Source organism: Pseudomonas sp. B424 (assembly GCF_055408345.1).
In genome coordinates, this window is record NZ_JBUZTL010000030.1 from 16,923 (window position 1) to 38,288 (window position 21,366).

Here is a 21,366-nt window from a genome sequence, read left to right on the forward strand (position 1 = left end):
TGATCATAGCCTGATGGCAAAACAATGGCCAAATAATCGCTTTATTTGGCCATTTCGGCACCAGAATCGGGGACTGCAAGGGCCTCGCACAGCTCTGTCAATTGACATTGCAGCAACTGCCCCGCGTGGCTGAGCCCGCTCTGGCCGTAGAGCGCCAGAAATACCCCCTGGATATCAGGCAAGCCGCTACTGGCGCCAAGCACCTGGTGCTCCGGGCTGATCACCCGCCTGGGCAGCAAGCTGATGCCCAGCCCCGCAGCCACTGCTGCACAGACACTGGCCAGGCTTGCACTCGAGTAGTTAATGCGCCAGTGCCACCCGCCCGTCTCCAGGTGATGAAGCATTTCGTTGCGGTACAGCCCACCTGCCGGAAAGGTCACCAATGGCAGCGGATCCCTTCCCAGGGCGGGTGTGGAGCGGCTGTCCACCCAACACATGGGTTCGGGCCAGGAGGCCAGGCAATCATCCCCCGCCCCCATCTGCTTGACCAGTAACAGGTCGAAGCCACCCTGGCGATACAGCCCCATCAGTTGCGGGCCCAAACCGCTGGTGACTTCCAGGCGTACTCCCGGGTGCTCAAGACCGAACTGCGACAACACCGGCATCAGGCGTTCGGCAGCAAAGTCTTCGGGTACCCCCAGGCGCAATACGCCTTCACTTTTCTGATTGAACAGTACATCCCGGGCCTCTTCATGAAGCACCAGGATGCGTCGGGCATAAGCCAGCAATTGCTCACCTTCAGGCGTGGCCAACACCCGCCGCTGCTCGCGGTCCAGCAGCTTGCAGCCAAGGCTCTCTTCAAGGCGCCGTATCTGCTGGCTGACCGTGGACTGCGTGAGGTGCAGACGTTGTGCCGCCCGGGTGAAACTGGCGCAGTCCACGACCGCGATAAAACTGCGTAACAGCACTGGATCGAACAAAAGCGCCACCATTCATATAGCCACTGGAAGGCATGGTTATATTTAATTTCAGAATACCTGGATGGCCGACCATACTGGCTTTTCATGGAATACATAAGAGGGACTGACCATGGGTTGCCTGACAGGCAAGTTCGGCCTGCTGACACTTGGGCTATTGATGACGGGAGCAGTAATGGCAAACGACAAGACACTCCTCGCGGCAGTCACTGACGGTGACCTGGCCACGGTGCAGCAACTTGTTGCTGCAGGTACGGACCTGAATGTCCGGACGCTGGATGGCAGCAGTGCCCTGCTGCTTGCAACCAGGTCGAACCAGATAGATATCGCTCGGGCATTGATCGAAGCCGGTGCCAACGTCAATCAGAAGAACCTGATCCGCGACAGCCCTTACCTTTTGGCTGGCGCCAGCGGTCGCAATGAGATCCTTCAGCTTGCCCTGGCCCACGGGGCCGACCTTAAAAGCACGAACCGTTATGGCGGCACCGCCTTGATCCCTGCCTGCGAGCGTGGCCATGTAGAAACGGTGCGTCTGCTGATCGCGGCCGGCACTGATCTGGACCATGTCAATCATCTGGGCTGGACCTGCCTGATGGAGGCCATCGTCCTCTCCGACGGTGGGCCGGCGCATCAGCAAATCGTCACTCAACTGATCAACGCCGGGGCCGATCTGAACCTGCCGGACAGCCAGGGGCTGAGCCCGTTGCAACAAGCGCAGAAGCGCGGACAGCACGAGATTGCAAAATTGCTGCGCGACGCCGGCGCACACTGAATCAGCGGCCTGGTGTTCTTATGCACAACGATGAGCATTACCAGCAACGTGCTGTGGTATCTGCCGCAACCGCCCATGGTCGGGATTCATCGCGACTGGCAGGCTCGGCATGAGCCCGGATAAATTCCCTGCACGAGCCTTGGCCAATTGGGCCTTGTTGATTGTCCTTGGCCTGAATCTGCGCCCGATTCTCAGCTCCATCAGCCCGCTCTTGCTGGAGATTCGCGCCGACACCGGCATGAGCTTTCAAGTCAGCGCCTGGCTGACCAGCCTGCCCGTGATTTGCATGGGCCTGGTGGCCTTGTTCGGGGTTCACCTGCAAACGCGTCTGGGGGAACGCCACGGGGTGGCCCTGGGCTTGTTGCTGATCGCGGGAGCATGCCTGTGGCGCCTGTATGCTCAGCAAACCGGGGGCCTGCTGGCCACAGCCTTGCTCGGCGGGGCTGGTGTTGCACTGATTCAGGCCCTGGTTCCGGCACTTATCAAACGTCAGTTCCAGCATCGCGTGGCACCGGCCCTGGGCGTGTACTCGGCATCGCTCATGGCGGGTGGCGGCCTGGCGGCACTCGTCAGCCCGCTGGTGGCCGGGCACTTCAATCATTGGCAGAGCGGGCTGGGGATCTGGCTGGTACCCGCTCTTGTGGCGCTCACGATGTGGTGGTTGCTGCCTTTTGGCGAGGCTGCCCGCCGTGTGGACGGACCTGCAATGCGCCCGTGGCACAACCGCCGGGCATGGCTGCTGGCGCTGTACTTCGGCCTCGTTAACTGTGGCTACATGAGCATGATTGCGTGGTTGCCCGCTTACTACCTGGAAATGGACTGGAACGCGACAAGCAGTGGTTCACTGCTGGCGTTCATGACCGTATTTCAGGTTATCGCCGCCCTTGTCATGCCCGCCCTGGCCCATCGCAGCATCGACAGACGCCCGCTATTGACCATCAGCCTTGGCGCACAGGCGCTTGGTTTTATCGGTCTGGTGATGTGGCCACTGCAGTCGCCACACCTTTGGGTCGCGCTGATCGGTTTCGGGCTGGGCGCCTGCTTTGCCCTGAGCCTGATCCTGGTGCTCGACCACTGCCGCAAGCCCCACGAAGCAGGGCTGCTTGCGGGCTTCGTGCAAGGGGCAGGATTCCTGATCAATGCTGTATCGCCCTGGATGACGGGCTGGCTTCGCGAGCTGACGGGCAGCTTTGTCAGTGCCTGGTGGGTGCTGGCTGTGGTTGTTATGTCGATGCTGGTGTTAACCCGCATTTTCAGCCCTGCCAGTAATAGCCGGGCGGTATCTGCGTAAGGGGGCCGGGACGGTACAAGGCCCCCTTCAATTTCAGCAGCCGCTCAATACCGGTTTCAGGCGCTCGCCCTCGAAGAACATCGGTCGCAGGCGCACGCCCACGCTATTGCCGATGAACGCAGCCACCAGCCACACCCAGCCATGCAGGCTGCCCGAGGCGATGCCGCTGAAGTACGCGCCAATGTTGCAGCCGTAGGCCAGGCGCGAGCCGTATCCGAGCAGCAGACCACCGATCACCGCCGCTACCAGCGAACGGGCCGGGATTTTCAGGCTGGGGGCAAAGCGCCCGGCCAGGCCTGCGGCCAGAAGCGCACCGAGGATGATGCCGATGTCCATGACACTGGTGATGTCTTCCCACACCGGTGCGGCCAGCGCCTTGGCATTGCCCGGCATCTGCCAGAAGCCCCAGCTGGCAACATCGACCCCCAACCCGCTCGCCGCCTTGGCGCCCCACAGCGCGAACGCCGAAGTGATGCCCCACGGCCGCCCGGCCAGCGCCAGCGTGGCGTAGTTGAGCAAGGCCAGGGCAATCGCCCCCCATACCAGTGGCCACGGCCCACGCAAAAAGCGGCGCAGGCCCCGGTGCTCACTGGTTACACCCTCTTCAAGCGCACCGTGACGGGCCTTTTCCAGGCGCACGGTCACCAGTGCAATAACCGCGAACGCGGCCAGGCTCACGAGCAATGCCGGCATTACGCCAAAGCTTTTGACGATGGACGTCGCCGGGAATGAAGGCAGCGCAAACCACCAGTCCACGTGGTGGGTGGCGATCAACGAACCGCAAATAAAGAAGAACAGGGTCACCAGCATGCGCGCATTACCGCCACCGACAGTGAACAGGGTTCCGGACGCACACCCGCCGCCCAGCTGCATGCCGATGCCGAAAATGAAGGCACCGAACACCACCGAAATCCCGATGGGTGCCACCAGCCCGACCACCGGCTGACCGAACAGGGTGCCCGCCCCCAGCGCGGGGAAAAACAGCACCGCCGCCACGGCCAGCATCACCATTTGCGCACGCAGGCCTGCGCCACGGCGATCATTGATAAACACCCGCCAGGCCGAAGTGAAACCAAAGGCGGCGTGATAAAGGGTCAAGCCCAGGGCCGCGCCGACCATCAGCAACAGCACCTGGCGCGAGCCGACGCTGTTCTGCAGGAACACGGCGCCAAACAACAAAATGACGAAAGCCACCAGCGGCGCGAGCGGCTTGCGCGCAGGTGTCAGGGTAAGAGAGCTGCTCATGAGGTATCTCGGTACGTGTGGTTTCGGTTGATAGAGAGGACGCCGAGTATACCCTTGGGATACACACCCCGAGCGAGGATGTACCTGAAACATCTCGCCGCCTGAATCGCTGGCAAGCCAGCCCCCACAGGTTTTATGCCACGCATCAAACCTGTGGGGGGGGCGAACCCTTTCGGGCTGGCCGCGAACAGTGTCTCTACATCCCCAGAAAGTTCGGCAGTGCCAGGGAAACGAAAGGCACATAGGTCACCAGTACCAGGAAGGCCAGCATCACCAGCAGCCACGGCGATACCGCCCGCACCACGCGGGTCAGCGGCATGCCCGTAACTGCCGAGGTGACAAACAGGTTGAGGCCGGTGGGTGGTGTGATCAGCCCGATTTCCATGTTCACCACCATGATGATGCCCAGGTGGATCGGGTCGATGCCCAGTTGCATGGCGATCGGGAACAGAATCGGCGCGAGGATCAGGATGATCGCGGACGGCTCCATAAAGGTGCCTGCCACCAGCAGCACAATGTTGACCACCAGCAGGAACTCGACCGGGGTAAAGCCCTGTTCAACCACCCAGGCCGTGATCGACTGCGGGATCTGCTCGGTGGTCAGCACATGGGCGAAAAGCATGGCGTTGGCGATGATGAACATCAGCACCACGCTCAGTTTTCCCGCCTCGATAATCACCTTCGGGCATTCGCGAACAGTCATGTCCTTGTAGATGAAGATGGCCACGAACGCGGCATAGACCGCAGCCACGGCAGCAGCTTCGGTCGGGGTGAACATGCCCGAGTAGATGCCGCCCAGAATGATCACGATCAGCATCAGCCCCCAACCGGCCTTGCGCCCTGCGGTCAGGATTTCCTTGAACGAGGCCCGCGGCAGCGCAGGCATGTTTTTGACCCTGGCCATGATGTAGATGGTGATCATCAACACGACGCCCAGCAGCAGGCCCGGTACCACACCGGCCATGAACAGCTTGCCCACCGAAGTTTCGGTCGCGGTGGCGTAAACCACCATGACGATCGACGGCGGAATCAGGATGCCCAGGGTGCCTGCGTTGCAGACGATACCGGCGGCGAAGTCCTGCTTGTAGCCGGAGCGCACCATGCCGGCGATGACGATAGAGCCGACCGCCGCCACCGTGGCCGGCGACGAGCCGCTCAATGCCGCGAACAGCATGCAGGCAAGGATCGCAGCGATGGCCAGGCCACCCTTGATGTGCCCCACGCAGGCGTTGGCAAAGTCGATCAGGCGCCGGGCCACGCCGCCGCTGGTCATGAATGCGCCGGACAGCAGAAAGAACGGAATGGCCAGCAGCGTGTAGTGCTCGCTGGTTTCAAACAGCTTGATGGCCAGCGAACGCACCGAGTCGTTGCTGAAGAACAGGATGGTCATGGCCCCGGACAACCCCAGGGAAATGGCCACGGGAATGCCGATAAACATCAGCACGAACAGGGCGACAAACAGGAAAGCGATCGTCATTTGATGTGCTCCGACTTGTCGTTTTCGGCCAGTTTCACGGCGTCATCCACTTCACTGTGCAGGCCCAGGCCTTGCTGTTTGCCCTGCAGGATGCGGACAAATATTTGCAGGAAACGCACGAACATCAGGGCAAAGCCGATGGGCACGATCATCACGATATGCCACTGACGAATGCCGAAACGATCCAGGTCTTCTGCACCGGTACCGACCCGGTACAGCGTGGCGACCCACTGTTCGCTGGAGTACGCCATCAGGGCGCAGTAGCCCAGGCAGATGGCGACTGCGAGCAAGGCGATGCGCCTCTGGTTGGCGGGGTTGAACTGGCGCACCAGCAGGTCGACGCCAATGTGTGCGCCAATGCGCACGCCCCAGGCCAGGCCCACAAAGATCAGCCAGCCGAACATGGCCTTGGTCAGCGCCACGCTCCAGGTCATTTCCTGGGCGACGTACAGAATCGAGTCGCCGACGCCGAGCATGGCCTCGTTGGCGAAGGGCAGCGAATCCCCCAGTGAGTAGAAAACGCCATAAAGGTTGTTGAACACCACGTACATGAAAGTGACCAGGGTCATGCCTGCAAGCAGGAACGCCACCAGCACTTCTTCCGCGTGATTCCAGACACGAACGACAGCGTGCATGGGTTATCTCCCTAGAAAGAGCGGTCGAGAAGCGAGCAATGGGACCGATGAAGCCCGGGCGGCATGCGAGCCACCGGCTTTCGCGCTGCAGACGTTGCCGCTGGCGATCCCCACGGGACCGCCCACGACTGTCATCGGTCCTGGCCGCGCTTAGCTGCTTTGGTTGGCTTGCTCGGCGGCCTTGATCAGATCGACGCCTATATCACCCTCGAACTTCTTCCACACCGGGCGCATGGCCTCACGCCACATCTCGCGCTGCTCAGGGGTAAGGATGATGATTTCGCTGGTGCCCGCGTCGACGATCCGCTGCCGGGAAGCCGCGTTCAACGCCTCGGCCTGCTTGTTCACCTCGACCGTGACCTCGGCCATGACCGCATCCAGGGTGCTGCGCACGTCAGCGGGCAGACCGTTCCAGAACTTGGTGTTGGTGATCACCATGTAATCGATGGCGCCATGATCGGACTCGGTGAAGAACTTCTGCACCTCATACACGTTCTGGCTCTCGTAGTTCGACCAGGTGTTCTCGGTGCCATTGACCACGCCGGTCTGCAAACCCTGGTAGACCTCCGCAAAGCTCATCTTGCGCGGCGCGGCGCGAAGGGCCTTGAACTGCTCATCCAGAACCGCGGACGCCTGCACCCGGAACTTCAGGCCACGGGCATCCTTGGGCTCGTACAACGCCTTGTTGGCAGACAACTGCTTCATGCCGTTGTGCCAATAACCCAGGCCGGTCAGGCCCTTGCCCTCCATGGATTTGAGCAGGGCCTGACCTTGCGGGCTCTGCTGGAAGCGGTCGAGCGCATTGATGTCGTTGAACAGGAACGGCAAGTCAAAGATCTGGATCGGCCTGGAATAGTGCTCGAACTTGGCCAGCGACGGCGCCAGCAGTTGCACGTCCCCCAGCAGCAGCGCTTCCATTTCCTTGCCGTCACCGAACAACGAGGAGTTCGGATAGACCTCGACCTTGACCTGCCCGGGCAGACGCTCTTCAGCGAGCTTTTTGAACAGCAGTGCGCCCTGCCCCTTGGGCGTGTGCTCGGCGACGACGTGGGCGAACTTGATACTGATGGGATCGGCAGCGCTCGCAAAACCTGCGAATAACGGGAATGCGCAGACCAACGCCTTTAGGGTGTGCTTGAACATGGGTACATACCTCTTGTTGTTATAAGTTTGGTAGTGCCTGGTGTTGCCTTCACTTCGCTTGATGCAAATGCCCCGCGCCTCACGACTCAGGCATACGGCGAACCGGCTCGTCGCAAAACTCGTCGGGCATGTTCGATCACTGGCGCATCGACCATTTGCCCGTCGACCACGAACACCCCGTCCCCGCTGGCGACCGCCGCCAGAACCCGCCGGGCCCGGTCGAGCTCTTCATGACCGGGCATGAAGGTGTCGTGAATCAGTGCAACCTGACCGGGGTGGATACACAACAGGCCGCCAAACCCCATATCCCTGGCATCGGCAGCCATGCGGGTCATGCCTTCCATGTTCTTGATGTCCGGGAATACGCTGTCCAGCGGCGGCGCCAAATGTGCCAGCGTGCTATGCAGGAGAATCGCGTAGCGCGCCTGGTCGAGAATCCGTTGCGAAGCGTCAGTGCCGCTGGCCAGCCCCAGATCCAGCCCCAGATCAAGTGCGCCGAACGTCAGACGCCCGACCCCGGCCGCCTGGGCAATGGCCGGCAACTCCAGCAGGCCTCTGGCGCTTTCGATGATCGGCCAGACGGGCTTGCCGCACGCCGAAGCCAGCCCGACCTGAGCGGCGCTTTGGGCCTTGGGCAGCAACACGGCCACCACCCCCGGCTGACGACCGCATAACGCCAGATCAGCCGCCTGCTGTGGGTGATCCGGTGCATTGATACGTACCAGCACCCGCGCCTGGGGGTTGGCATCCAGGAAGGCGTCCAGATTGGCCCGCGCCTGCACCTTGAGGTTTTCTGCGACGGCGTCCTCAAGGTCGACAATGACCGCATCGGCACCGCTGCCCAGTGCCTTGGCAATCCGCTCGGGCCGGGTAGCCGGGACAAACAGCGCTGAACGAATAATGGTTTGATCCATGAAAATGCTCCGTGCCGGCAGGCGAGGCAAAAGCCTCACACCGCTCCCTGTTGGTGAAGACGCTGGATGACATCCGCCCCATAACCCAGTTCGGTCAGCAGGCTGTCGGTGTGTTCCCCCAAATGCGGCACCGCATCCATACGCGGTTCAAAAGCGTTGTTGCGACCCGGAGGCAGCAGCGCCGGCAGCTTGCCCGCGGGGCTGTCCACCTCGCGCCAGCGATCGCGGGCCTGAAGTTGCGGATGCGCCCAAACCCCTGCCATGTCGTTGACATGGGCGTTGGCAATCGACGCCGCGTCGAGCCGCGCGATGACCTCATCGGCGCTCATCTGCGCAAAGGCATCAACGATGATGGCCCGCAACTCGGCACGGTTCTGCGAACGCCGCGCGTTTGCATTAAAGCGTATGTCTTGCGCCAGCCCCGGCTGTAGCAACACCTTGTTGCAGAACTGCTGCCATTCACGTTCGTTCTGCAGGCCGAGCATCACCGTGCCGCCGTCACCTGCCGGGAACGGGCCATAGGGATAGATAGTGGCGTGTGCGGCACCGGCTCTGGGAGGCGGCGCAGCACCGTCGTAAGCGTAATACAACGGGTAGGTCATCCACTCCACCAGGCTTTCCAGCATCGATACATCGATGCGGCTGCCCTCACCGGTCTTGTCGCGCAGCAACAGTGCCGACAGCACGCCGGTGTAGGCATACATGCCCGCCGCGATATCGGCAATGGAACAACCGGCTTTGGCCATGTCGTGTTCCCCCGGCCCGCCGGTGACGGACAGAAACCCGCCTTCGCTCTGGATCAGCAGGTCGTAAGCCTTTTTCTGCTCATAGGGCCCTCCCTCTCCGTAGCCGGAAATATCGCAGACGATCAACCGCGGGAAGCGCTCATGCAGCGCCGCAAAAGACAGCCCCATGCGCTCTGCCGCGCCCGGTGCAAGGTTCTGCACCAACACGTCGGCCGTGGCCAGCAGCTTGTGGAGCACCTCCCCCGCGGGCGGCTGCTTGACGTTCAGGGTCAGGCTTTCCTTGGAACGGTTGGTCCACACAAAGTGCGAGGCCAGACCATTGACCCGCTCATCATAGTCACGGGCGAAGTCACCGGAGCCGGGGCGTTCGATCTTGATCACCCGCGCGCCCAGGTCGGCCAGCTGGCGGGTGCAAAACGGCGCAGCAATGGCGTGCTCCAGGCTGACAACGGTAATGCCGTCCAGCGGGCGGGGTTTGGCGATGGTGTCGGTCATGATGCGTTCTCCACAGAGGCCGGGAGGCGGGTCAGGACACCAAGGTCGTCAAGGTGGCGCAGTTGCCAGACCCGCTCGATGAGGCCAGTGGCCTGTTCGTCATTGCGCGCACCCGAGAAGGCCAGCAGGCGACGAAACTTGTCTTCCAGCTCGGTGCGGCTCAGGGTATTGCCCGGGTCGCCCTTGGGCTCATCGATGCGCCCGTGCAAGGTGCGGCCCTGCACCGTGCTCACCTCCACGCGCCCCAGCCAGCGCTGCGGATACGCGCCGTCGACTTCCTCGTCCAGCACCATGCGCACCTTTGAGCAAAAATCGGCGATGCGCGGATCGGTCAGCGCATGCTGGTGGAACTCGGGCAAGCCGGCCTTGCCGTAAACGGCGATCAGGCCCAGTACGGTGCCCATGGAGAACTTGGCCTGGTGGACGGTCTGCGGCACCTGCACGCGCCCCAACACGTCGATGGCGCCCTGATGGACCCGTGTGGTGACGCTTGCAATGTCCTGGGCCCGCAGTTGCCCGCGCTGCATCAATTCCAGCAAAGCGTCCGCCGCCGGGTGCGTGTGGCGGCACGAAGCGTGAAACTTGAACGAGGTTTCAGTCAGCGCCCAGCGACTGCCCAGGCGGTCGGACAGGCAGGCCGCAGTAGCGTCGCTGGACATGCCGGCGGCCATGCCCTGCTCGCCTTCCAGAATGTTTTTCGCGCCGCTCAACCCTTCGGCGGTCAGGTAGGCGGCCAGCAGACCATCGGCGGCGGCCTTGGCGGTATGCAACTGCTTGGAATCGGCCGCATCCCGCAGAAACTCCCACAGGCCGGCGGCCTGGGTGCCCGCGCTGCCGAGCACATTGGTGAACTGCTCCTGGTTGAAGTCCATCAGTTTGCCGACCCCGACCGCCGCCGCCAGGGTGCCCACCGTGGCGGTGGTGTGGAAAATGCGGTAGTGCGAGCGGCCAAGGAACTCGCCGATGCGAATACCGGCTTCGTACCCGGCAACGGCGGCAACGATCAGTTCGCGGCCGGTTTTGCCCAGGTCCTGGGCGGCAGCCAGCACGGCCGGGAACACCACCGTCGCCGGGTGCAGCACGGAGCTGTTGTGCAGGTCGTCCTGCTCCACCAGATGCGAGCTGGCACCATTGACCAACGCAGCGAAATACGCCGAGCTGGACGTGCCGTTGACCAGGATGCCGGCCGGCCCGCTGGCCGGGCCCATCTTCGCCGCATAACGCTCGAACAACGGGATCGGATGCGAACCCTGGCTGGCCAGGGCCGAGCCCAGCCAGTCAAGAAACAGCTCTTCGGTACGGCTGACAACGGCTTCGGGCAACTGCTCGTAATGCAGGCTGGCCAGAAAAGCCGTGAGCGCTTGAGTGTGCTGACTCATGCAGCGTTCTCCATTGCGTTGGAAAGCTCGATCAGATTGAGGTCCGGGTCATGCAGGTAAATCGAGCGGATCGGCCCTTGGGCTCCCGTGCGCATGACCGGGCCTTCGAGAATGTCCACGCCCTGGGCGTGCAGTAGCTCGATCACGGTTGCCAGCGGGGTATTGACGATAAAGCACAAATCCGCCGAACCCGGCAGCGGATGCGTTGCTTTGGGCTCGAATTCGGCTCCAACCTGGTGCAGGTTGATTTTTTGCTGGCCGAACGCAAGGGCGTGGCGCCCCTGACCGAACACCAGCGTCTTCATGCCCAGTACACGGCTGTAGAAATCAAGACTTTGGGGGATGTCACGCACCGTGAGAACCAGGTGGTCGAGATGACTGATCTGCATGCTCAATCTCCGTTTGGGTGCCGGACTTGAATCCGGATCAATGCTTAGAAAGAACGCGGCAACTCGAGCAGATGCTCGGCCACGTAGGACAGGATCAGGTTGGTGGAAATGGGCGCCACCTGGTACAGACGGGTCTCGCGGAACTTGCGTTCCACGTCGTATTCAGTGGCAAAGCCGAAGCCGCCGTGGGTCTGCAGGCAGGCGTTGGCCGCCTCCCAGCTGGCTTTGGCCGCCAGGTACTTGGCCATATTGGCCGCCGCGCCGGCGCTGCGCCCGCTGTCGTATTCCTCGCAGGCGCGCCAGCGCATCAGGTCGGCGGCCTCCAGCTCGATGTGGGCTTCGGCGATCGGGAACTGCACACCCTGGTTCTGCCCGATCGGGCGCCCGAACACCACCCGTTCACGGGCGTACTGCGCGGACTTTTCATTGAACCAGCGACCGTCACCGATGCACTCGGCAGCGATCAGCGTACGCTCGGCATTGAGCCCGTCGAGAATGTAGCGAAAGCCCTTGCCCTCTTCGCCGATAAGGCTGCTGGCCGGGATGTGCAGGTTGTCGAAGAACAGCTCGTTGGTCTCGTGATTGACCATGTTGGCAATCGGCTGCACGGTCATGCCGTTGCCGATGGCCTCGCGCAGATCGACCAGGAAGATCGACATGCCGTCGACTTTTTTCTCCACCTGCGCCAGCGGCGTGGTGCGGGCCAGCAGGATCATCAGGTCCGAGTGCTGAACCCGCGAGATCCAGACCTTCTGGCCGTTGATCACGTAACTGTCGCCCTGGCGCACGGCGGTGGTCTTGATCCTGGTGGTGTCGGTGCCGGTGGTCGGCTCGGTCACGCCCATGGACTGCAGGCGCAACTCGCCGCTGGCCAGTCTGGGCAGGTAGTAGCGCTTCTGCTCCTCACTGCCGTGGCGCAGCAACGTAAACATGTTGTACATCTGGCCATGCACGGTACCGGAGTTGCCGCCGCAGTGGTTCACCTCTTCCAGAATCACCGACGCTTCGGCCAGCCCGAGGCCGGAGCCGCCGTACGCTTCAGGGATCATCGCCGACAGCCAGCCGGCTTCGGTCATGGCCGCGACAAAGGCTTCAGGGAAGCCCTTTTCTTCGTCGATCTTGCGCCAGTATTGCGCAGGGAACTCGGCGCACAGGGCGCGCACGCCTTCGCGAATGGCGTTGTAGTCTTCGTTCAGATACGGATTCATTTCAGATCCTTGTTGTCGGTATCGTGCTCAATGCCACCGGGGGCCCGTCAGTCGAATGTCACTTCGGCCTGCTGGGCGACACCTTCTGCATTACCGGCCCACAGCTCGGCCTTGCCCGCCACTGCGACACGGCCGCCCACCTCGAAGGGATGCGGCGCAATCAACGGGCGCACGCCGCGGTAAGCAAAACGCCGTAGCCGCGCCCGGGGGTTGGCGCGGCAAAACGCGCGCAGACTGAGCGTGGCCATCAGCGGCCCATGGACCACCAGCCCCGGGTAGCCCTCGGTCCCGGTTGCGTAAGGCCAGTCGTAGTGGATGCGGTGGCCGTTGAAGGTCACTGCCGAATAGCGGAACAACAAAGTGGGGGTGGGCGTGACGGACTCCCGCCAGGCGCCCTCGGGTAACGGCGCGCCGCCCGCCAGCCTGGGCGGCGTCGGCTCGCGATAGACGATGTCCTGCTCTTCGCGGATCGCCAGTTGCCCGGCCTGCAGGTAGTCATGCTGCACAGTGACGAACAGCAACGAGCCGGTCTTGCCCTGCTTTTGCTGAACATCGGTGATGGTGGAAACCCGCGTCGCCCGGGCGCCCACCTTGAGCGCGGTATGAAACTCGATACGGCCACCCGCCCACATGCGGTTGCGGTTGTCGGCAGGCGGCAGGAAACCCCCACGGGCCGGATGACCATCGCCTCCCAGGCCGCTTTCCTCCACCGCCGGCTGGAAAAAACACCACTGCCACAGCGCCGGCAAGGGCTCACCGGCCTGTGGCGCACTCTCCCCCAGGGTGGCGGCAATACGGGTTACATGGTCAAGGCTCAGATGTTCATGGATCTCTTCGGTACGACCGATCCAGGCGGCCGGTGTGTTATCGCTCATCGGTGATGTCCCCGTGGCTTGTTATTTTGGCCATGATTGCCAAAAGCGGGGCGATCTGTGAATCTGCGTTTCGGTAAGGGGGCGTTCGGTTTTGCTTAACGCCGGGCACATCTAACGGACATCAGCCATGCACCTGGATTTAGTCGACCTGCGTCTGTTCATTCATATCGCCGAGTCCCCCAGCATGACCCAGGGTGCGCGCAAGGCGTTCATTTCGCCGGCTGCGGCCAGTGCCCGGATCAAGAGCCTGGAAGAAAACCTCGCCAGTCGCCTGTTGTACCGTGATAGCCGGGGCGTAGAACTGACCCCTGCGGGCCAGCTGTTTCTGCACCATGCGCGGGTCATCATGCGCCAGGTGGACTATATGAAAAGCGAGTTCACCGAGTATGGCGCCGAGGCCAGCGGGCATATCAGGATCTTTGCCAACACCACGGCGGCCACCGAGTTCCTGCCTGAAATCCTTGCCGGTTTTCTCGCCGAACGACCGGGGGTGACGGTGGACCTGCAGGAGCGACTGAGCCGCGACATTGTGCGTGGCGTCATGGATGGCTCAACGGACATGGGCATCATCGCCGGCCCGGTCGAGGCCGACAGCTTGCAGGTCATCCACTTCAGTACCGACCAGCTGGTACTGGTCACGCCCCTCGACCACCCGCTGGCCGGGCGCAAAGCGGTCAAACTGGCCGAGACCCTGGCCTACCCCCATATCGGTTTGCACGAAGGCACCACCCTGCTGCGTTTTTTGAATGAACAGGTCGCCCTGCACGGCATGAGCCTGAACATGCGGATCAAGGTCTACAGTTTCGAGGCCATGTGCCGGATGGTCGAAGCGGGAGTGGGCCTGGCCGTACTGCCGGAGTCTTCAGCCCGGCGTCATCAACGCACCATGGGGTTGGCGGTAATCGAGCTGGACGAACCCTGGCGGGTCCGTGAGCGAAGTGTGCTGGTGCGTGACCTGCAAGCGCTGCCCACGGTGACCCGGGCCCTGATCAACAACCTGCTGGCACATCACAAGAGCGCAGAGCCACAGACTTGAACACGCCGGTACGGCTGCCCCGAAGCGCAGCAGCCCGGATCGGAGTCGCTGCAGGTAACGGATCAGAAACGGTAGGTAATCGACGAACCAAAACCGCTGGCGCTGTTCCTGAAGCTGGAGCTGTAAGCCCCCTTGGTGGCTGAGCTGTCGTTTATCTTGACGCTCTCTTCCCACAGGTAGGAGTAGGCCAGATCGACCGTGATATTACTGACCGGCGTCCAGCCGGCACCAAAGCTGATGGCCGTGCGGTCCCCGGTTGGAATGCGGGGTGAGCGGTTGGTGTTGTTGGTCGGCGACTGGTCGACCGACAGACCTGTGCGCAGTACCCACTTGGCGTTCAGCTGATACGCGGCACCGATGGCGTGGGCCCAGGTGTCATGCCAGTTCTGTTCTTCGGTGATGGTATTCAGCGAGCCCCCCAGGCGCGGGCTGACACCGCTGTTCTCGACGGTGATGTCCTTCAGGCGGCTCCAGCGTGTCCAGGTACTGCCCATGTACAGGGTCCAGTCATCATTGAGCTGATGAGTGACCGAGAAGTCCACCGACTCCGGGGTGTCCAGATCCAGCCTGGCATCGTAGCTCTGCCCGCTCAGGCCCAGCAGGCCGAACGTGCCGCCGGTGACCTTGGTGTCGCCCTTGAGGTGATAGCTGACCCTGGAGTGGTACGTCAGGCCCACACGCGTCCGGTCAGTGGCCTGCACCAGAATGCCGGCATTGAAACCGAAGGCAGTGTCATCGCCCTTGATCTTCACCTTGCCGTCGTTGCTGCCAGGGGTGAGCGCGTTTGGCACCTGCGAAGTCAATTCGCCGTCGATGCGGTTGATGGTCGGGCCAAAGCCGATAGACACCTTGTCGTTAAAGGCGTAGCTGACCGTTGGCTGGAACGTCATCACCCGGATCAGGCTTTTGTTGGCGAAATAACGACCGGCAAAACCGCTGTCATAGTCGGTGATCAAACCGTAGGGCACGTAGAAACCGACGCCGAAGGCCCAGTGCTCATCTATCGGTTTGACGTAGTAGCCCATGGGCACCGCAGTGAGCGGAACCATATCGCCGTCTTCCTTGCCGCCGAAGGTACTGCGGGTGTGGCTGATATCGGATTTCGCGACGAGGACAGCAGCCCCCCCGCTGACCTGTTCCTGCTTCAGGCGCGCCATGCCGGCAGGGTTGCCATACACGGTGCTGGCGTCATCGGCAGAGGACGATCGGCCTGCGAAACCGGTACCCATCCCGCTGATGCTTTGTTCATTAATAGCAAGACCGCTGGCCAGTAGCGGTGAAGACGAAAGTGCAACGGCAAGCGCAAGGCCGGTCTTGGGCAATACTTTTTTCATTATTAGAGTTTCCTGTGATCAACGGGGGCGGAAACTACCAATTTTTTTATCATCGCGCCACAGACTGTTATCTATAAACAAACTTAAACATGTAGGACAATTCTACAAGACGAGCATCTTATTCAGATCGCAAATACCGGGTAATCCGCGCGGCCCATTGAACCTGACTTTTTAAACACTTCATGCATTCTTATTCGCTGTAACAAACCCACTTTCAAGTTGCCGGAACACTCACAACGCTGGCTGACCCAAGGCATTGAAGACGGCGCCTCCAGCCCTCTGCCTTCGCCAAAACATACTTCAGCAAATACACAAGCCTGTGGAGTTTGGCCTGCATATAAGTCAGGGCCTGGAATATCCAGTGCATCGCTAATACTTTAAACATGACCGCCCTGCTTACTTCCCCTGAACATGACACTGCGCCACTTATCACGTTCACTATTCCTTTGTCATTCGCCCTTCACCGCCTTGTGCTATTCGCCCTCGAATCTGCACGGCCGGCAAGATACCCGCCGAATGCAAAAGCTGTAACACAGTCAATCAGCGTGCCTGCGAATTTGTTGTTACAACAGCACCAAAAAACCACTTCACTGGTGGCCCGCACCATGACTCAGAAATCCCGAGCCCATTCATCGAACGCCTGGTACTGGATGGGCAAGCTCACACCCCCTCAGGCCTTGCCGACCTCAGTCCCGCGCGAAGCCTTGCTGACATCCATGAAGGCCAACGCACAGGTTCCGCTGACGCTGTTGACCGCTCCGGCCGGCTACGGCAAAACCACTTTGCTGATGCAGTGGCACGCGGTATTGCAGCAGCAAACACCCGAGGCGGTAGTGGCCTGGTTGTCGCTGGATGAAGCTGATGCCGAACCGAACCGCTTCCTGGCCTACCTGATTCTGGCCCTGGACCATGCCGGCATTGAACTGACGCACCTGCCACGCCTGGCCATCTTGCAAACACTGGATGTACAGCCGCAACGGACAATGCATAACTTGTTGCAGGCACTTGCCCGGGAGAACCGTTCAATCACCCTGTTACTGGATGACTATCACCTCGCGGCCAGCCCTGAGGTGGGTGCCATTCTGGGCCACCTGCTGGAACAGGCAGCACCGTGGCTGCACTGGGTGATTGCCAGCCGGACCTGCCCGGACTGGCCACTGTCACGCTGGAAAGCCATGGGCCGGGTACACGAAGTCAATGCCCGGGACTTGACCCTGTCCCTCCAGGAAGCCCGCGGCATCCTCGGCGATGAGCTGGACGCCAACGATTTGTCGCGGGTACACGCGGCCACCGAAGGCTGGGCCGTGGCGGTTCAACTGGCACGGCTGTGGCGTACCGGCAACGATGGGGCGATCTACGGCTTGAGCGCCTTCTCCGGCGGTGTGGCCGATGTCGCCAATTACCTCACCACACACATATTCACGAGCTTGTCCGGGGACTGCCAGTCACTGCTGCTGCAAACCTCCCTGTTGCAACGCTTCAACGCCGATCTGGCAGATGCGGTGCGTGGCCGTCATGACAGTGCCGAGCACTTGAGGCAACTTGCCCACCTCGATACGTTACTCATCCCGCTGGACCCCGAGCACCAATGGTTCCGCTATCACGCCCTTCTGCGTGATTTTCTGCGGCTGCGGGTCGACAGCCAGCAGGCCCGCACCATCCATCGCGCCGCTGCACACTGGCTGGCGCAGCAGAAAGACTGGAGCCAGGCCGTCCACCATGCACTCAAGGCTCAAGACATCCCCCTGGGGGTGAGCCTGGTGGTCAGCGCAGGTGGCTGGGAGCTCGTGCTGCACCATGGCATTCGCTACGCCCAAAGCCTGCTGGGCCAGTTCGATGCAGCCACTTGCAACACTCAGCCTGATCTCTTGCTGCTCCAGGCCTATCTGCACGCCAAGCTGGGCGATCACCTGCTGTCGACCCAACTGCTGCATCGTGCCCGCAGTGCGGTGGCCGGGGACGCTCGGCTGACTAGGGATTTCCACGTCATCCAGACTTTGGCGAATGCCTATCAGGACCGTTTTGAGCATCTCGATGCCGAAAGCCTGACCTTGCACAGCAGCCCATACCCGCTGGAGCAGACCCTCGGACAAGCCACGCTGGAGTGCGTGCATGCCCTGGCGGCCCTGACTCGCGGCGACATGGCGCTAAGCCTTCGCACCATCAGGGATGCGCACGTCAAGATGCGGGTAATCGCCAGCCCACGCGGCGAGAACTATTGCCATATCCACGAGGCACAAGCGCTGGCCCTTTCAGGGTGCATCGACGACGCTGCTCATCTGCTTGAAGAGGCCCTGGCATTCGCCAGCAACCACTTTGGCCAGGAGAGTTCGTTGTGGGCACTGGCGGGCTGCTTCAAGGCCCGGCTTCTGTACTGGCAAGGTGAATGGGCGCAGACCCGGCCCTGGCTCGAAGACGGCTGGGCGACGCTGGACCATGCCGATGGCTGGCTGGATGTGGTTGCGGTAACGGCTGAGGTGGAGTGGCGCACCCGGTTGCGCAGCCACGGGCTGCAGGCCGCATTGCTGGAACTGGACCATGTGGCGGGCCTGGCAAAGGCCCGTCAATGGCCACGACTGTCCGGCCTGGTGCAAGCCTGGCGTGTAGATGCACTGGTGCAGGGCGGGCAACTGCCCTCCGCCCGCCAGGCCCTCTTGCAATCAGATCTGGAGAAGACCGCCAGGTGTACAGGGGACTGGCGCAGCCAGGAAGCCGCCACGCTGGCCTTGGCCCGGGTGCAGTTGCACAGCGGCGCCTCAGGGCCGGCGCTGTTACGCCTGCAACGTGCGGCTGCCGAGATGGAGACTAAAGGCCTGCTGCTGCCTGCCTGGCGCCTGAAACTGATGGCCCTGGCCGCTCGCAGCAAGGCTCGGACGCTTGAACCCGAGGACACCGCGCAGGCCTTGGCCCCGGTCATGCAACATGCCCTGCCGGGCCTGCTGCTGGAAGTCGGCCCGGTACTGCTCCCCGCATTGTCAGGCTACCCGCAGCCGTCACCCATGCTCGCCACGATTATCAAGCGGCTGCGAGGCTGGCGGGCACACCCGATACCCGCACGGACAACGCTGAGTGCAAAGGAGACCCAGGTACTGGGCCTGCTCGCCAGCGGGCAATCCAACAAGTCCATTGCCCTCGCACTGGATATCTCCGAAAACACGGTGAAGTTCCACCTCAAGCACCTGTTCGCCAAGCTCGGGGTGGACAACCGCACCGCAGCCGCCAGCGCGGCACTACGCCAGGGGCATCTGAGGCAATAACCTACCCGACCGGGTAGGCGCAATGCTTGATCGCCCTGCTTACTACCCTTGCCTCCTGTAGCACCCCATCCCGCGTACTGCCTAGCATCGTGACCATCAGCAAAGATGGTCGCGATGGCGGCCATCTCCGGCTCCGTGCAAGAACAACAATGTCCAGGAGATGCACTGTGCAACCAACCCGCAAAACCGTGCGCGTGGCCACCGATGTGGGTGGCACCTTTACCGACCTGGTCTATTTCGAACACGACCCGGCCACCGGTCAGCAAACATTGCGCAGCGCCAAGGTGGATACAACGCCACCGAACTTTGCCCAAGGCATCCTCAATGTCATCAAAAAGGCCCGGGTGGTGCTGTCAGAGGTCGACTTTCTTGCCCACGGCACAACGGTAGTGATCAATGCGCTGACTGAACGCCGTGGCGTCAAGACCGCGCTGATCACCACCGCCGGCTTTCGCGACATCCTCGAAATCGCCCGGGCCAACCGCCCCGACTACTTCAACTTGAAGTGGGCCAAACCGGCGCCCTTTGTACCGCGCTATCTGCGCCGGGAGATCCCGGGGCGCCTGCACACCGACGGCCACGAGCGCGAGCCGTTGGTGCTGGACGAACTGCCCGCGATGATCACGGACTTTAAAGCCGATGGCGTGCAAGCCATCGCCATCTGCCTGCTCCACGCCTATGCCAACCCCTGCCACGAACAGGCCGTACTGGCCGAGGTCAAGCGCCTGTGGCCGCAAGTTTCGGTGGTTGCCTCGCACCAGATCACCCGCGAATGGCGGGAGTACGAACGCTCCAGCACCACCGTGCTGTCGGCGTATGTGCAACCGATCGCCGCGCGTTACCTGGATGAACTGGAGGCCGGCCTCTGCAGCGGCGGCTACCGGGCGCCGCTGTACATCATGCAATCCAATTGCGGGGTCGACAGCGTTGCCCATGCGCGGGACATCCCCATCACCATGGTCGAGTCCGGCCCGGCCAGCGGCTTCTGGGCGGCCGCCGAGCTGGGCCGGTTGATCGACGAACCGAACCTGCTGGGCCTGGACATCGGCGGCACCACCGCCAAGTGCGCGCTGATCCGTAACGGCCAGGTCTCGATCAAGACCGACTACTGGATCGAGCGCGACCGGGTCAATGCCGGTTACCCGATCATGGTGCCGGTGGTGGACCTGGTGGAAATCGGCAACGGCGGCGGCTCCATCGCCTGGGTCGATGCCTTCGACAAACTGCATGTCGGCCCGCAGTCCGCTGGCGCCCTGCCCGGCCCGGCCGCCTATGGCCATGGCGGCACCGACATCACCACCACCGATGCCAACCTGGCCCTGGGCCGGATCAATCCGCAGTACTTCTGTGGCGGCGAAGTGATTGCCGATCTCAAGGCCCTCGATCGCGGTTTCAGTGCCCTGAGCGAGCGCTTACAACTGCCCCCCCATGAGGTCGCACGGGGGGTGGTGCGCCTGGCCAACAACAATATGGTCAACGCCCTGAAACTGGTGTCGCTGAGCCGTGGCCATGACCCGCGCGAGCTGACCCTGATGGCCTTCGGCGGTGGCGGTGCCCTGCATGCGGTCGCGCTGGCCCAGGAACTGGGGGTCAGGAAGGTCATAGTGCCGCGTGCGGCCGCGGTCTTTTCAGCATGGGGCATGACGCTCTCGGACCTGCGCCGCGACCTGTTCGTCAACCGCTTCGTCGAGACCTCGCAACCCCAGGCAATTACCCGGGCTCAGGCGTTCCTCGACGAGCTGATGACCTCGGCCCGCGAGCAGTTCGTGGCCCAAGCCGTACCCCCGGAGCGGGTTGAACTGCACGTGCATTGCAAGCTGCGCTATCAGAACCAGGAGCATTCGGTGGAGGTGCCATTGAACGCCGATGAGCTGCTCGACCGCGACTGGGTGCAAATCGCACAGCGCTTTCACACCCTCTACGAACTGCATTACACCTACCGCCTGGATGCGCCGCTGGAAATCGTCGGTTTCCATCTGGCAGCCATCGCTCAAATCGACAAGTGGGTCCCCAAGGCGCTGCCCACAAGCGGGCGCACGCTGGAAGCCGCGAGCAAGGGCCGGCGGCAGGTGGACTACGCCACTGACGGTCTGCATGACGCGGCCATCTACGACTACGCGCTGCTTGAGCCGGGCATGAATTTTGACGGCCCGGCGGTTATCGAAGACGCCGGCACCACTGTGCTCGTCCACCCGTACAACCAGGTTTGCGTCGACACCCTGGGCAACCTGCACATCATGATTAACGGATGAC

Annotated in this window: 17 protein-coding genes; 5 read left to right on the forward strand and 12 right to left on the reverse strand. The window is 62.1% G+C overall.

What is annotated here, in order from left to right:
- Positions 1–41: 41 nt before the first annotated feature.
- Positions 42–932 (reverse strand): LysR family transcriptional regulator, encoded by an 891-nt coding sequence (locus tag ACZRMS_RS23275; protein ID WP_463997259.1) that lies wholly within the window; start codon positions 930–932, stop codon positions 42–44.
- Positions 933–1,029: 97 nt separating this feature from the next.
- Between ACZRMS_RS23275 and ACZRMS_RS23280 the strand changes: the two genes are divergently transcribed.
- Both ACZRMS_RS23280 and ACZRMS_RS23285 read left to right on the forward strand, forming a co-directional pair.
- The gene (locus ACZRMS_RS23280) at positions 1,030–1,689 is read left to right on the forward strand and encodes an ankyrin repeat domain-containing protein (RefSeq protein ID WP_463997260.1); all 660 of its coding nucleotides are present in this window, start codon (positions 1,030–1,032) and stop codon (positions 1,687–1,689) included.
- A gap of 109 nt (positions 1,690–1,798) precedes the next feature.
- A complete protein-coding gene (locus ACZRMS_RS23285; RefSeq protein WP_463997261.1) occupies positions 1,799–2,980 on the forward strand; it encodes a CynX/NimT family MFS transporter in 1,182 nt (393 codons plus the stop codon).
- A gap of 33 nt (positions 2,981–3,013) precedes the next feature.
- Here ACZRMS_RS23285 and ACZRMS_RS23290 read toward each other — a convergent pair whose 3' ends face one another.
- The 10 genes from ACZRMS_RS23290 to ACZRMS_RS23335 form a co-directional block, all read right to left on the reverse strand.
- Positions 3,014–4,225 carry a YeeE/YedE family protein gene (locus ACZRMS_RS23290; RefSeq protein WP_463997262.1) on the reverse strand — a complete coding sequence of 404 codons (1,212 nt, stop codon included), beginning with the start codon at positions 4,223–4,225 and terminating at the stop codon, positions 3,014–3,016.
- A gap of 196 nt (positions 4,226–4,421) precedes the next feature.
- The gene (gene dctM, locus ACZRMS_RS23295; RefSeq protein WP_463997263.1) at positions 4,422–5,702 is read right to left on the reverse strand and encodes a C4-dicarboxylate TRAP transporter large permease protein DctM; all 1,281 of its coding nucleotides are present in this window, start codon (positions 5,700–5,702) and stop codon (positions 4,422–4,424) included.
- Positions 5,699–6,337, reverse strand: coding sequence for a TRAP transporter small permease (locus ACZRMS_RS23300; protein WP_463997264.1), 639 nt, complete (start codon positions 6,335–6,337; stop codon positions 5,699–5,701). The genes dctM and ACZRMS_RS23300 overlap by 4 nt, the downstream gene beginning before the upstream one ends.
- 150 nt (positions 6,338–6,487) lie before the next feature.
- A complete protein-coding gene (locus ACZRMS_RS23305) occupies positions 6,488–7,480 on the reverse strand; it encodes a TRAP transporter substrate-binding protein (protein WP_463997265.1) in 993 nt (330 codons plus the stop codon).
- Between the two features lie 86 nt (positions 7,481–7,566).
- Positions 7,567–8,394 carry an HpcH/HpaI aldolase/citrate lyase family protein gene (locus ACZRMS_RS23310; RefSeq protein WP_463997266.1) on the reverse strand — a complete coding sequence of 276 codons (828 nt, stop codon included), beginning with the start codon at positions 8,392–8,394 and terminating at the stop codon, positions 7,567–7,569.
- A gap of 35 nt (positions 8,395–8,429) precedes the next feature.
- A complete protein-coding gene (locus ACZRMS_RS23315) occupies positions 8,430–9,635 on the reverse strand; it encodes a CaiB/BaiF CoA transferase family protein (RefSeq protein WP_463997267.1) in 1,206 nt (401 codons plus the stop codon).
- A complete protein-coding gene (locus tag ACZRMS_RS23320; RefSeq protein WP_463997268.1) occupies positions 9,632–11,014 on the reverse strand; it encodes an MmgE/PrpD family protein in 1,383 nt (460 codons plus the stop codon). The genes ACZRMS_RS23315 and ACZRMS_RS23320 overlap by 4 nt, the downstream gene beginning before the upstream one ends.
- The gene (locus ACZRMS_RS23325) at positions 11,011–11,403 is read right to left on the reverse strand and encodes a VOC family protein (protein WP_463997269.1); all 393 of its coding nucleotides are present in this window, start codon (positions 11,401–11,403) and stop codon (positions 11,011–11,013) included. Before ACZRMS_RS23325 ends, ACZRMS_RS23320 begins: the two co-directional genes overlap by 4 nt.
- Positions 11,404–11,447: 44 nt before the next feature.
- Complete coding sequence (locus ACZRMS_RS23330) at positions 11,448–12,611, reverse strand: acyl-CoA dehydrogenase family protein (RefSeq protein WP_463997270.1); 1,164 nt, start codon at positions 12,609–12,611, stop codon at positions 11,448–11,450.
- Positions 12,612–12,658: 47 nt separating this feature from the next.
- Positions 12,659–13,486: an HTD2 family dehydratase gene (locus ACZRMS_RS23335; protein ID WP_463997271.1), complete on the reverse strand. Its 828-nt coding sequence runs from the start codon at positions 13,484–13,486 to the stop codon at positions 12,659–12,661.
- Positions 13,487–13,613: 127 nt separating this feature from the next.
- On the opposite strand from ACZRMS_RS23335, the gene ACZRMS_RS23340 reads away from it, so the two are divergent.
- Positions 13,614–14,522: a LysR family transcriptional regulator gene (locus tag ACZRMS_RS23340; protein ID WP_463997272.1), complete on the forward strand. Its 909-nt coding sequence runs from the start codon at positions 13,614–13,616 to the stop codon at positions 14,520–14,522.
- A gap of 62 nt (positions 14,523–14,584) precedes the next feature.
- Here ACZRMS_RS23340 and ACZRMS_RS23345 read toward each other — a convergent pair whose 3' ends face one another.
- Positions 14,585–15,856 (reverse strand): OmpP1/FadL family transporter, encoded by a 1,272-nt coding sequence (locus ACZRMS_RS23345; RefSeq protein WP_463997273.1) that lies wholly within the window; start codon positions 15,854–15,856, stop codon positions 14,585–14,587.
- Positions 15,857–16,461: 605 nt separating this feature from the next.
- Between ACZRMS_RS23345 and ACZRMS_RS23350 the strand changes: the two genes are divergently transcribed.
- Together ACZRMS_RS23350 and ACZRMS_RS23355 are read left to right on the forward strand one after the other, a co-directional pair.
- Complete coding sequence (locus ACZRMS_RS23350; RefSeq protein ID WP_463997274.1) at positions 16,462–19,113, forward strand: LuxR C-terminal-related transcriptional regulator; 2,652 nt, start codon at positions 16,462–16,464, stop codon at positions 19,111–19,113.
- A gap of 167 nt (positions 19,114–19,280) precedes the next feature.
- On the forward strand, positions 19,281–21,365 hold the full coding sequence (locus tag ACZRMS_RS23355) for a hydantoinase/oxoprolinase family protein (protein WP_463997275.1): 2,085 nt from the start codon (positions 19,281–19,283) through the stop codon (positions 21,363–21,365).
- The last annotated feature ends 1 nt before the right edge of the window (position 21,366 follow it).